This is a genomic window from Roseateles sp. P5_E1, from assembly GCF_054049335.1.
The window spans coordinates 130,245-142,221 of sequence record NZ_JBFUMN010000004.1 but is presented as its reverse complement, the minus strand read 5'-3'; the positions used below and the strand labels follow the sequence as shown (position 1 = coordinate 142,221).

At 67.8% G+C, this 11,977-nt stretch carries 11 protein-coding genes; 8 read left to right on the top strand and 3 right to left on the bottom strand.

The genetic code is table 11. From position 1 onward, the window contains the following. The first annotated feature begins 39 nt into the window (after positions 1 to 39). The gene (locus ACXJKJ_RS06505; protein WP_457389525.1) at positions 40 to 1,230 is read left to right on the top strand and encodes a GGDEF domain-containing protein; all 1,191 of its coding nucleotides are present in this window, start codon (positions 40 to 42) and stop codon (positions 1,228 to 1,230) included. 80 nt (positions 1,231 to 1,310) lie between these two features. Next, positions 1,311 to 1,706, top strand: a complete 396-nt coding sequence (locus ACXJKJ_RS06500; protein WP_457389524.1) for a hypothetical protein — start codon at positions 1,311 to 1,313, stop codon at positions 1,704 to 1,706. Positions 1,707 to 1,753: 47 nt separating this feature from the next. Here the strand turns inward: ACXJKJ_RS06500 and ACXJKJ_RS06495 are convergent, their stop codons facing one another. Further along, positions 1,754 to 2,350 (bottom strand): YdeI/OmpD-associated family protein, encoded by a 597-nt coding sequence (locus ACXJKJ_RS06495; RefSeq protein ID WP_457389523.1) that lies wholly within the window; start codon positions 2,348 to 2,350, stop codon positions 1,754 to 1,756. Between the two features lies 1 nt (position 2,351). Then, on the bottom strand, positions 2,352 to 2,933 hold the full coding sequence (locus ACXJKJ_RS06490; protein WP_457352473.1) for a TMEM175 family protein: 582 nt from the start codon (positions 2,931 to 2,933) through the stop codon (positions 2,352 to 2,354). A 324-nt stretch (positions 2,934 to 3,257) separates the two neighbouring features. On the opposite strand from ACXJKJ_RS06490, the gene ACXJKJ_RS06485 reads away from it, so the two are divergent. From ACXJKJ_RS06485 to ACXJKJ_RS06470, 4 genes are all read left to right on the top strand, one after another. Continuing rightward, on the top strand, positions 3,258 to 4,247 hold the full coding sequence (locus tag ACXJKJ_RS06485; RefSeq protein ID WP_457322831.1) for a transglycosylase SLT domain-containing protein: 990 nt from the start codon (positions 3,258 to 3,260) through the stop codon (positions 4,245 to 4,247). A gap of 95 nt (positions 4,248 to 4,342) precedes the next feature. Further along, positions 4,343 to 5,494, top strand: coding sequence for a GGDEF domain-containing protein (locus ACXJKJ_RS06480; protein ID WP_457389522.1), 1,152 nt, complete (start codon positions 4,343 to 4,345; stop codon positions 5,492 to 5,494). 157 nt (positions 5,495 to 5,651) lie between these two features. Beyond that, complete coding sequence (locus ACXJKJ_RS06475) at positions 5,652 to 6,494, top strand: ankyrin repeat domain-containing protein (protein ID WP_235532126.1); 843 nt, start codon at positions 5,652 to 5,654, stop codon at positions 6,492 to 6,494. After that, entirely contained in the window at positions 6,491 to 7,045 is a 555-nt protein-coding gene (locus tag ACXJKJ_RS06470; protein ID WP_457322833.1) for a DUF4124 domain-containing protein, read from the top strand. The genes ACXJKJ_RS06475 and ACXJKJ_RS06470 overlap by 4 nt, the downstream gene beginning before the upstream one ends. A 3-nt stretch (positions 7,046 to 7,048) precedes the next feature. Here the strand turns inward: ACXJKJ_RS06470 and icmF are convergent, their stop codons facing one another. Beyond that, complete coding sequence (gene icmF / locus ACXJKJ_RS06465; RefSeq protein ID WP_457389520.1) at positions 7,049 to 10,339, bottom strand: fused isobutyryl-CoA mutase/GTPase IcmF; 3,291 nt, start codon at positions 10,337 to 10,339, stop codon at positions 7,049 to 7,051. A gap of 81 nt (positions 10,340 to 10,420) precedes the next feature. Between icmF and ACXJKJ_RS06460 the strand changes: the two genes are divergently transcribed. Both ACXJKJ_RS06460 and ACXJKJ_RS06455 read left to right on the top strand, forming a co-directional pair. Beyond that, positions 10,421 to 10,903 (top strand): Lrp/AsnC family transcriptional regulator, encoded by a 483-nt coding sequence (locus ACXJKJ_RS06460; protein WP_457389519.1) that lies wholly within the window; start codon positions 10,421 to 10,423, stop codon positions 10,901 to 10,903. A 97-nt stretch (positions 10,904 to 11,000) separates the two neighbouring features. Further along, complete coding sequence (locus ACXJKJ_RS06455) at positions 11,001 to 11,918, top strand: SMP-30/gluconolactonase/LRE family protein (RefSeq protein ID WP_457389518.1); 918 nt, start codon at positions 11,001 to 11,003, stop codon at positions 11,916 to 11,918. Positions 11,919 to 11,977: the final 59 nt, after the last annotated feature.

Here is an 11,977-nt window from a genome sequence, read left to right as displayed (position 1 = left end):
TGTTACAACTCAACACAACGAACGAGGCGCCGCTCGCGCATGTCGCTGCACATCCCCACCCTGGTGCTGATGCTCGTGCTCGGATACGGGCTGCTGACGCTGCAGCTGTGGATGGCTGGGCGCGGGGCACTCAGCCGCGGCGAGCTCAAGCGCCTGGGTTGGGCGGGGCTGGCCTTCAGCTTTGGCTTTGCCTTCTTTGCGCTGCAGCCCTGGCTGCCTGGCTGGGCTGTACTGCTGGGCGGCAACTGGCTGCTGATGGCGGGCCTCGCTGGTTTCGCGGCAGCGGTATCGCGGCATCTGCTGAACCGCGGCCTGCCGGCTTGGCACCACGGGTTGCTGCTGCTTGCGGCCTTGGCCGTGCCGGCGGTGCTGGACGTGTCGCAGCCGGTGCGCGCTGGCGCGATGTCGGCGGCCATGGGGGCGCTGCTGCTGCCGGCCACCCTCGCGTCGCTGCGGCTGGGCTGGCGCGGCGAGACGAGTTTTCGCGCCGTCTCACTGATGTTGCTGCTGGCCAGCCTGGCGCTGTGGCTGCGCGTGGGCTTTGCCGCCTGGTGGCTGCGTGCCGCGCCGGCCGACGCCGAGCCCTGGCAGGCCTGGAGCGGCGCCATCTTCATGCTGGCCTTCATGGCGATGCTGGCGGCGGGCTTCGGCTTCGTGCTGGCGAATTTCGAGCGTATGGCCAGCCAGATGCGCAAGCTCGCCAGCGTCGACGGCCTGACCGGTGCCGTGAACCACAACACGACGGTGTCGCTGCTGGCGCATGCGATGGAGCGTGGCCGCCGCGAGGGCCAGCCGGTCGGCTTCGTCATGCTGGACCTGGACCACTTCAAGCGCGTCAACGATCAGCACGGTCATGCCGTGGGCGACCAGGTGCTGAAGGCCGTCGCGGCCTGCACGCGCTCGCGGTTGCGCGGCTCCGACGTGCTCGGGCGCCTGGGCGGCGAGGAGTTCGGCCTCGTGCTGCCTGCCACCGGTGCCGCCGGCGCCAAACATCTGGCCGAGCAGGTGCGCCTGGCCGTGGAGGCGCTGGAACTGCAGGGCGACGGCGGCATGCCACTGCGCGTGACGCTGTCGGCGGGCGTTGCCGAAGCGGCCAAGAGCGACACGCCCGAAACGCTGATGCACCTGGCCGACAAGGCCCTCTACCAGGCCAAGCAGAAAGGCCGCAACCGCGTCGTCGTGGCCGACGACTGGATGCGCAATTCAACTCTTCAGTCGGTGGTGGGCTGAAACGCCTTTCGTTCCGAGGCAATTCGCAAGCACCGATGGGCTGGCCGCATTGGCATAAGCTGCACCAGCAATTCAGCCCCATGCCAAAGTTAACCCGAATCCCCATCGCCATTGCTGTTGCAGCCTTCTGTGTAGGTCTACCTTACCTGCTGGCCAACCACGAAGACGAGGCCTCGAAGGTGCCCGCGCAATGGAATCTGGACTATCGTGAATCGTCGATACGGCAGATCGTCGATCAACTGGGGCCGCCGCAGGAGAGCCTGCCGGAGAAGCAATTCATGAACTGGACCGTGCCGGCCTTGGGCGGTATCCAGGTGCTCAGGGTGTCGTGCCAGCAGGTTTGCGGCGAGAGTGAACGTCCAGCGGAAGTGCAGTACCTCTTCTATCGCAAACGCGATGAACGGCCAGCCCGCTGGAAGTCGCTGCTGCAAGTCCAGCAGGCCGGAAAAGGGACCTCGCCACCTGCGAGCCATTGAAGCGCAGACATGGCTTGCACGGCGGCATCAGAAACCGGTGAAGGTCTCTAGCAGCTCTCGTACTTCCAGTTGCGTGATTTGCCGTCAGCGATCCACTCCACCGCCTGGGCGATGCGCTTGGTGCGTGTGTCCTCGCGCTTGGCCTCCAGCACCCATTCGAGGTAGTCGCGCTGCTTGCTGGGCGCGAAGGCGTCGTAGTGCTGCTTGGCCGCCTTGACCTTGCTCAGCGCCGCGGCGAAGTCGTCGGGCATCTCGAGCTGGGGCCGCGGCTCGCGGTTGGGTTTTGCGGCGCGCGGCGCGCCGGCCCGCAGCAATGCGGCAGCGGCCTTGATCTGCTTGCGCAACTCGGTGCGGCTAGGCAGGTCGGCCAGGGTCGTGATGCGGCCGAGATCGCCCATGGCACCGGGCTGTCCGGGTGTCGCGCCCTCGCGTTCCCAGAAGCCGAAGGTGCAATGCGCCTTGAAGGCCGACATGCCGCAAAGCAGCTTGCCATCCAGCGTGAAGTGCGGCCGGCTCCACTTGATGGTCTCGACGACATCGGGGCAGGCTGCGTGCACGTCCTCGCGCAGCCGCGTCAGGATGGGCCGGGCGAACTCGGGCACGCTTGCCAGGTAGGTGTCGATGCGCGGATCGAGGGTGGGCATTTCACTCACTCCTGTTCAAGTGGTGCTCGATGCGCCGGTCCGGGATCAGCCACAGCGCCGCGGCGATGGCGTAGCCCGCCAGTGACAGGCCGACGTGCACGAAGGCCAGCGCGATGGACACCAGGTAGATGACTGCCGAGATCTTGCCCTTCCAGTCCTTGCCCAGCGCCTGGGCCAGCACGGTGTTGTTGCCGGGGATGCAGATCAGGGCCCGTTGCAGCAGTATGTAGGCCAAGGCGGCCATGACGAGCACGCCGCCATAGACAGCCACTGGCAGCGGCGCAAAATGGTTCTCGCCCATCCAGCCGGTGGCAAAGGGCAGCAGCGAGAGCCAGAACAGCAGGTGCAGATTGGGCCAGAGCACGCCGCCGCTGATTTTGTGCACGGCATGCAGCAGATGGTGGTGGTTGTTCCAGTAGATGCCGACGTAGACGAAGCTCAGCACATAGGACAGGAAGACCGGCCACAGCGGCTTGAGGGCCTCCCAGTCGGTACCGTGAGGCACCTTCAGCTCCAGCACCATGATGGTGATGATGATGGCGATGACGCCATCGCTGAAGGCTTCGAGGCGAGTCTTGTTCATGGCAGTTTTCCGTTCAGCATTCGCGGTTCTCGCCAAATGATTCGGGTATTCCGGGCCGAGCGCTGGGCCGCTCCCGAGCCGGCCCGTCTGGCGATGCTTGCGGCTTGACGCCGCAAGCATCGCCGCCCCCTCGGGGGCTGAGGCCGGACACGGCAAGTCCTGTGGACTTGGCGTGCCTGCCGAAGAGCAGCCGCTCTGGCGGCTGCGCGGTCTGCAAGACCGACCAGGCCTGCCGGCGTTCAGCCGGAGCAGGACTGGGCGAGGGGCTGACACATTCTTCCAGTCTAGACTTCCGGCCCCCGCACCTCCCCTCCGGACTGACCCTTGCGACGCCTGCTGCTGCCCCTGTTGTTCGCCGCTTCGTCGAGCTGGGCCCAGCTGCCGTCGCTGACGCTGGAGCAACTGCCGCGCCCCACGATGCCCCCGGGCGAACGCGGTCCGGTGGTGCCGGCGCAGGTCGAGCGCTGGCGCCAGGAGGCCAAGGCGCTGGAATACGGCGACGGCGTCAGGCGCGACGAGGTGGCCGCCGCCAAGCTCTACTGCCGCGCCGCCCGCTATGGCGATGCCGAGGCTCAGTTCAGCCTGGGCTGGATGCTGACGAATGCGCGCGGCATCCAGCGCAACGATGCCGAAGCCGCCCACCTGTTCGCCGCCGCGGCCGAGCAAGGCATGGAGCAGGCGCAGAACATGCTCGAGCGCATGGGCGGCACCCCCCTGGGCGACCCGCCGCCCTGCCTGCGCCCGCCCGAGACCGACCTGCCGGTGGCTGTCGCTGCCCTGCCACCCGCTGCGCGCAATGCCAAGCCGCTGTCGCTGTGGGCGACGCTGCCGCTGCCCCAGAACGCTCCGCCGGCCATCGTCAACTACGTGAAGCTGCTGGCGCCCGAATACCAGCTCGCGCCGGCGCTGGTGCTGGCGGTCATGGCCACCGAGTCCAACTTCGACCCGCTGGCCGAGTCGCCCAAGCGGGCTCAGGGCCTGATGCAGCTGCTGCCCGAGACGGCGACGCGTTTCAATGTCATCCGGCTGCGCGACCCGTCCCAGAACATCCGCGGCGGCATGGCCTATCTGCGCTGGCTGCTGGCCTATTTCGAGGGCGACGTGATGCTGGCCGTGGCGGCCTACAACGCCGGCGAGAGGGCCGTGGACCGCTACCTCGGCGTGCCGCCCTATGCCGAGACGCGGCTGTACGTACGCAAGATCATGGCGGCCACCGGCGGCCAGCGCTTGCACCCTTTCGATGCCAAGGTGACCGGCGCCTCGCCCATGCTGCTGCGCGTCAAGGCCGCCATGCAGAGCCTGCAGGCGCGCTGACTTCCGTGAGATCAATCACGGCGCGCTCGTGGCGCGCATCACGGCGGCCACGCGATGCAGGCATCGTGCCTCGTCGAGGCTGAACCAATCTCACGATGGAACCCCTGCACGCCGACACGCTGCTGCGCGTCTTCCAGCTCGTCACGACGATGCTGGCCCTGGCCACGCTTGGCGGCGCCTGGCATCTGAAGGGCGAGCGCGCGCTGTGGTTCTGGGCCGGTGCCTTTGCTGCCGCGGCGCTGACCCAGGCGGCGCGCGTGGCCCTCATCGCCATGGGCGCACCGCGCACCTTCTGGGCGGTGGGCCATCTCGGCAGCCTGCTGTCCGCGCTGATGGTGCTGCTCGGCCTGCGCGTCTACCTCGGCCTGCCGCTGTGCTGCCGCTGGCCGCTGGTGCTCACGGGCCTGTCCTGCATCGGCTCCTTCGCGCTGACGGCCTGGACGGGGCAGTTCTGGCCCTCGATCACGTTGACGATGCTGGTCTCGGCCGTGCTGACCATGCCCGCCGCCCATGCCGCCCTGCAGGCCTGGCGCGCGCAGCGCGGCTTTCCGCTGGGCCTGCTGGCGGCCGACCTGATCATCAGCGCGATCATCGAAGTGGCGCGCGGCCTGGCCGTGTCGCCCCTGATCGCCCAAACGCGGGCCGAGCTGGTGCAATACAACTCGATGGGCCTGTTCGCCGTCATCGCCCTGCTCATCGGCCAGGCCCTGGCCATGCTGCTGCTGTTGCAGGACCGTGCGCTGCGCCAGATCGAGCGCCTCATCGAGATCGACGTGCTGACCGGACTGCTGAACCGGCGTGGCTTTGACGAGCGCCTGCGCCGGCTGCTGCAGCGCGGCGTCGAGCATCCGCCGGTGCTGGCCCTGCTGGACGTGGATCACTTCAAGCGCATCAACGACACGCACGGCCACGCGGTGGGCGACGCCGTGCTCAGTGGCATTGGCGCCCGCCTGCACGACACCTTGCGGCCATTGGATCTGGCGGTGCGCCTGGGCGGCGAGGAATTCGCCGTCATCTGGCTCAAGCCTGAGGCCGGCGGCGAGCTGCGCCTGGGTGAGCGGCTGCGCGAGGCCATCGGCGGCCAGCCCTTCGAGACAGCGGCCGGCCCGCTGACCGTGACGGTCAGCGTCGGCGTGGCCCAGGCCCTCGCGCCCGACGAGGCGCCCGAGGCGCTGTTCAGCCGTGCGGACGCGGCCCTCTACGAGGCCAAGCGCGCAGGGCGGGACCGGGTCGTGCAGGCGCGCTGACCCCGCTTTCGGGGGAGTCTAGGGGGCAGCATCGAGTCTGGCGCCCTGGTTTGAAAAAGTGCTGCTGCACAATCCGCCCCGCCTAGAAAAGCAGGGGGAAGCAGTGGAGCGGGATGGCATCAATTGGCTGGGGATCGGTCTGCGAGCAGCGGCCTTGGTGGTCATCATTTCGCTGCTGACCTGGTGCAGCATGGCGCGGCGCAGCACCCAGGACGTCGCCGGCCTCGGGCCCGAACTGCGCGAGATGATGCTGATGAACGGCATGGCCGACGCCAGCGGCATGATCGACATCGACAAGACGGCCAAACGCGTGGGCGCCGTCGGGCTGAACCGCCTGCTCTACGACAACGCGGGCACTGGCAGCCTGCCGGCGCTGCGCTGGATCGCCAACCATGGGGCCGAGCCCCGTAACGTCGGCGCGCTGGACAAGGGCACGCTGCTGCAGCAGGCCGCCGCCAAGCCGACGCTGGACCGGCTGAAATTCTTCATCGAAGAGCTCAAGCTCGACCCCAGGCAGGAGACGCCCGATCATGTCGGCGTCATGCACCTGGCGGCGCGCAACGGCGCTGATGCCCAGGCGCTGGTGTTCCTGACCAGCCGGGGGCTGAACATCAACTCGCCCGACATCGGTGGTCGCCTGCCCATCCATTACGCGGCGCTCAAGTCCATCGGCCCGCTGGTGTCGGCCGGCGCTGACATCAACGCGCTGGACGGCCAGGGGCGCACGGCCCTGCACTGGGCCGTCGAGGAAGGGCGGCATGACGCGGTGGCCGAACTGATTCGCCTGCAGGCCTCGGTCTTCACGCAGGACCGCCAGGGCAACACGCCCCTGCACCTGGCCGCCGTCGGCAATTCTGACGCCATCGTCGACACCCTGCTCGCCGCGGGCGCACCCAAGGCCGCACGCAATGCCGACGGCCTGACGGCGCGTGAATACCTCGAGAAGTCCCGCTACAAGCGCCGCTACAGCAATGGCGGCGACCGGGAGCAGAAGCTGTGACCCCGGCCCGCCTGGCCTGGGCCGCGTTGGCCGTGCTGGCACTGACGGGCATGGCCAGGGCCGAAGGCGCGGGTGTCTATAAATGCCGCAAGCCCGACGGCACCACGGCCTTCAGCGACCGACCCTGCCCTGAAGCCGATTCCACGCAGATCGCGCGCCTGGGTCCCAAGGCGCCAGAAGCCAGCCAGTTCATGAGCCCGCGCTGCCTGCGCCTGCGCGAGCAGTTGAACCAGGCCGGCAGCGATGGTGGCGCCGACGAGTCCACGCGCCAGCAGCTGGACTACCGTTACCAGCGCGACTGCTATGCCGAAGAGCAGGACGCCAATGAGAAGGTCAACCAATTGATGGAGGACGTGCGCAACCGCTCGCTGCAGGAGCGCCGCGCGCTGGCTCAGGCCAAGGCGCGGCAGGAGCGCGAGTTCGCGCAATGCGTCGAACTGCGCAACAGCCTGCGCGCCCGGCGCGCCCGTGAGGCCGAGATGACGGCAGGTGAGCGCGGGGATCTTGAGCGCCTGGCCGCTGCCTTCGAGCAGCGCTGCCGCGGGCTGTAAGCCCTACATGCTGCGGCGGTACTGGCCGCCGACCTCGAACAGCGCGCCGGTGATCTGGCCCAGCGAGCACACGCGCACGGCTTCCATCAGCACGTCGAACACATTCCGGTTCTCGATGACGGCCTGCTGAAGGCGGGCCAGCATGGCCGGCGACTCGGCGGCGTGGCGGTCCTGAAATTCGGCCAGGCGCGTCAGCTGCGACTGCTTCTCTTCGTCCGTCGAGCGTGCCAGTTCGATGTGCTCCGGCACCGTCTCCCCATTGGGGTTGCGGAAGGTGTTGACGCCGATGATGGGGTACTCGCCAGTGTGCTTGAGCATCTCGTAATGCATCGACTCTTCCTGGATGCGGCCACGCTGGTAGCCCGTCTCCATGGCGCCGAGCACACCGCCGCGTTCGCTGATGCGTTCGAACTCCGTCAGCACCGCCTCTTCGACCAGCTCCGTCAGCTCGTCGATGATGAAGGCGCCCTGCGACGGGTTCTCGTTCTTGGCCAAACCCCACTCGCGGTTGATGACGAGCTGGATGGCCATCGCGCGGCGCACGCTCTCGTCCGTGGGCGTCGTGATCGCCTCGTCGTAGGCGTTGGTGTGCAGCGAGTTGCAGTTGTCGTAGACGGCGATCAGCGCCTGCAGCGTCGTGCGGATGTCGTTGAAGGCGATCTCCTGCGCGTGCAGGCTGCGGCCGGAGGTCTGCACGTGGTACTTCAGCTTCTGTGAGCGCTCGTTGGCGCCGTAGCGGTCGCGCATGGCGACGGCCCAGATGCGGCGGGCGACGCGGCCCAGCACCGTGTACTCCGGGTCCATGCCGTTGCTGAAGAAGAACGACAGATTGGGCGCGAAGTCGTCGATGTGCATGCCGCGAGCCAGATACGCCTCCACGAAGGTGAAGCCGTTCGAGAGTGTGAGCGCGAGCTGGCTGATCGGGTTCGCACCGGCTTCGGCGATGTGATAGCCGCTGATCGACACCGAGTAGAAATTGCGCACGTTGTGGTGCACGAAGTACTCGGCGATGTCGCCCATCACCTTCAGCGAGAACTCGGTCGAGAAGATGCAGGTGTTCTGGCCCTGGTCTTCCTTCAGGATGTCGGCCTGCACCGTGCCGCGCACATTGGCCAGCACCCAGTCCTTGATCTTGGCGGCTTCGTCGGCGGTGGGCTCGCGGCCGTTGTCGGCCTTGAACTTGGCCAGGTTCTGGTCGATGGCCGTGTTCATGAACATGGCCAGGATCGACGGCGCCGGGCCGTTGATGGTCATGGACACCGAGGTCGTCGGGCTGCACAGGTCGAAGCCGTCGTACAGCACCTTCATGTCGTCCAGCGTCGCGATGCTCACGCCGGAGTTGCCGACCTTGCCGTAGATGTCGGGCCGCGGTGCGGGGTCGGCGCCGTACAGCGTCACGGAGTCGAAGGCCGTGGACAGTCGCTTGGCGGGCATGCCCTCAGACACCAGCTTGAAGCGGCGGTTGGTGCGGAAGGCATCGCCTTCGCCCGCGAACATGCGCGTCGGGTCCTCGCCCTCGCGCTTGAACGCGAACACGCCGGCCGCATAGGGGAAGCTACCGGGCACGTTCTCCAGCATCAGCCACTTCAGCAGCTCGCCGTGGCACTCGTAGCCGGGCAGCACGACCTTGCGGATCTTGGTGCCGGACAGACTTTGCGTGACCAGCGCGGTGCGGATCTCCTTGTCGCGGATCTTCACGACGTACTCGTCGCCGGCGTACGCCTTGACCATGTCGGGCCACTGCTGCAGCAACTGGCGGGCGTCCCCGTCGAGCTTGGCCTTGCGCTGCTCGGCGAGGTCGCCCAGCGCGGTGCGGGCGCCATTCTTGTCGGGGTTGGCGGCCTCCAGCATGGCGCGGCTGGCTTCCAGCTGCTGGATCTCGCGGGCCAGCGTCGCCTGCTTGCGGGCGCGGGCCTTGTAGGCGCGCACGGTGTCGCTGATGTCGGCCAGGTAGCGCACGCGCGCGGCCGGGACGATGGGGGTCTGGTGCGTGCTGTGGCGGGTGTCGACGCGCGGCAGGCGGCCTTCGCTGAAGGGGATGCCGAGGTCGGCCAGGCGCAGCTTCAGGGCTTGATACAGCGCCGTCACGCCGTCGTCGTTGAAGCGGCTGGCCATGGTGCCGAACACCGGCATGGTGTCCGGCATCACCGTGAAGGCTTCGCGGTTGCGCTGCACCTGCTTGCTGACATCGCGCAGGGCATCAAGGGAGCCCTTGCGATCGAACTTGTTGATGGCGACGAACTCGGCGAAGTCCAGCATGTCGATCTTCTCGAGCTGGCTGGCGGCGCCGAACTCGGGCGTCATGACGTACATGGGCACATTGACCAGTGGCACGATGGCCGCGTCGCCCTGGCCGATGCCGCTCGTCTCGACGATGACGAGGTCGAAGCCCGCCACCTTGGCCGCGGCGATGACGTCGGGCAGGGCGGGCGAGATTTCGCTGCCGAAGTCACGCGTGGCCAGCGAGCGCATGAAGACGCGCGCACCCTGGCCCCAGGGCGAGATGGCGTTCATGCGGATGCGGTCACCCAGCAGCGCGCCACCGCTCTTGCGGCGTGACGGGTCGATGGAGATCAGCGCCACGCGCAGGGCGTCGCCCTGGTCGAGGCGCAGGCGGCGGATCAACTCGTCGGTCAGGCTGGACTTGCCGGCGCCACCGGTGCCGGTGATACCGAGCACCGGCGTCTTCATGCTCTTGGCCTGGTCTCGTAGCGCGTCGACGATGCCCGCATCGGCCTTGCCGTTCTCCAGCGCCGTCAGCAGCTGGGCCAGCGACCGCCAGGCCGCTTCCGAGTGGCCGGTGATGGCCGACAGGTTCTGCGGCGCATAGACGCTGAAGTCCTGGTCGGCCTTCATGACCATCTCGCCGATCATGCCTTGCAGGCCCATGCGCTGGCCGTCCTCCGGGCTGAAGATGCGCACGCCATGTTCGGCCAGCTCGCGGATCTCGGCCGGCACGATGACGCCGCCGCCGCCGCCGAAGACCTGGATGTGCTCGCCGCCGCGTTCCTTCAGCAACTGCACCATGTACTTGAAGTACTCGACGTGGCCGCCCTGGTAGGAGCTGATGGCGATGCCCTGAGCATCCTCCTGCAACGCCGCGGTGACGACTTCGTCCACCGAGCGGTTGTGCCCGAGGTGGATGACCTCGGTGCCCATGCCCTGCAGGATGCGCCGCATGATGTTGATGGCGGCGTCATGCCCGTCAAACAGGCTGGCGGCGGTGACGAAACGGACCTTGTGGGTCGGGCGGTACTCGGCCAGCGCTTTGTAGTCGCTAGAGAGGTCGGTCATGGCTGTCTCCTTGCTCGGGCCGGATTCTAGGTCGCCAATTGACGTTAACGTCAATTGAGCGTCCGGGTATGGTGCTTGGCCATGACGGAGTCCGCACCTGATCTCGACAAATTTGATCGGCAAATCCTCGGCCGCTTGCAGGGCGACCCGCGCCAGCCGGCCGAGCGCATCGCCACCGCCATCGGCCTGTCGGTCACGGCCGTGCAGCGGCGCATCCGCTGGCTGCGCGACGCCGGCGTCATCCGCGGCGAGCGCCTGGTGCTGGATGTGGCGGCGCTGGGTTACGGCCTGGCGGTGTGGGTGGAGGTGGAGCTGCGCGAGGCCAGCCGCAAGGCCGTCATCGACGGCTTCAAGCGCCGCATGGCCGCCGAGCCGCGCGTGCAGCAATGCTTCTATGTGGCGGGCGACAGCGATTTCCTGCTGCTGATGCGCTGCCGCGACGTGGCCGAGTTCGAGGCGCTGACGCGCGAGCTGTTCTTCGACGACGCCAACATCCGCAAATTCCGCTCGGTCTTCGTGCTGGACGAGTGCAAGGCCGACGCCGGGCTGCCGCTGGCGGACTGAAATCGCCGCGAAGCGGCATTCGCGCGCCCTGCAACGCCGCCCAGCGACGGGCCCGTCGCCGGACGATGTCGTTCTTCCAATGAAAGGACGACACGAGATGAGTTTCGAGATTCCCAGCGAACCCACCGAGTTCGAAGTGCTGGACGCGCGCTTCGAGGACTGCTTCCGCAAGAGCGCCCGGCTGGAGCGCCTGGCCAGCGGCTGCCGCTGGACCGAGGGGCCGGTCTATATCCCCGCCCAGCGCCGCCTGCTGTGGAGCGACATCCCCAACGAGCGCATGCTGAGCTGGTGCGAGGTGACCGGCCACGTCGCCGAGTTCCGCAAGCCCTCGGGCTATACCAACGGCCACACGCTGGACCGGCAAGGGCGCCTCGTCAGCTGCGAGCATGGCGGCCGGCGCGTCGTGCGCACCGAGCACGACGGCTCGCTGACGGTGCTGGCCTCGCACCATGAAGGCAAACGGCTCAACAGCCCCAATGACGTGGTCGTGAAGTCCGACGGCAGCATCTGGTTCACCGACCCGCCCTACGGCATCGTGGACGACTACGAAGGCATCCGCTCGCCGCAGGAGCAGGCGGGCTGCTATGTCTACCGGCTTCAACCGGACACCGGCGAGCTGCGCGTGGTGGTCGACACGATGACCCACCCCAACGGCCTGGCGTTCTCGCCCGACGAGCGCTGGCTCTACGTCGCCGACACCGGCCTGGACGTCGGCACGATGCGCCGCTTCGCCGTGGACGCCGACGGCGCCTTGAGCGGCGGTGAGGTCTTCATCAGCTGCGACACCGGTTTCTACGACGGCTTTCGCTGCGATACCGCAGGCCGCATCTGGACCAGTGCTGGCCGCGCCATCCACTGCCATGAGGCGGACGGCACGCTGATCGGCCGCATTCGCATGCCCGAGCGAGTGTCCAACCTCGTCTTCGGCGGCCCCAAGCGCAACCGGCTCTTCATCTGCGCGACGAGCTCGGTCTACTCGGTGCTGCTGGCGGTCAACGGCGTCAAGCCCTGCTGAACGCGGGGGAACCCGGTCCGGCCGGCCGGCGAATGGGGGCATGATCCGCCCCCATCTCA

Bases quoted from the DNA above. Each gene is read 5' to 3' on its own strand.
- ACXJKJ_RS06480 (WP_457389522.1), top strand. From the start codon at position 4,343: ATGGAACCCCTGCACGCCGACACGCTGCTGCGCGTCTTCCAGCTCGTC.
- ACXJKJ_RS06500 (WP_457389524.1), top strand. From the start codon at position 1,311: ATGCCAAAGTTAACCCGAATCCCCATCGCCATTGCTGTTGCAGCCTTC.
- ACXJKJ_RS06495 (WP_457389523.1), bottom strand. From the start codon at position 2,350: ATGCCCACCCTCGATCCGCGCATCGACACCTACCTGGCAAGCGTGCCC.
- ACXJKJ_RS06490 (WP_457352473.1), bottom strand. From the start codon at position 2,933: ATGAACAAGACTCGCCTCGAAGCCTTCAGCGATGGCGTCATCGCCATC.
- ACXJKJ_RS06460 (WP_457389519.1), top strand. From the start codon at position 10,421: ATGACGGAGTCCGCACCTGATCTCGACAAATTTGATCGGCAAATCCTC.
- ACXJKJ_RS06505 (WP_457389525.1), top strand. From the start codon at position 40: ATGTCGCTGCACATCCCCACCCTGGTGCTGATGCTCGTGCTCGGATAC.
- ACXJKJ_RS06455 (WP_457389518.1), top strand. From the start codon at position 11,001: ATGAGTTTCGAGATTCCCAGCGAACCCACCGAGTTCGAAGTGCTGGAC.
- icmF (WP_457389520.1), bottom strand. From the start codon at position 10,339: ATGACCGACCTCTCTAGCGACTACAAAGCGCTGGCCGAGTACCGCCCG.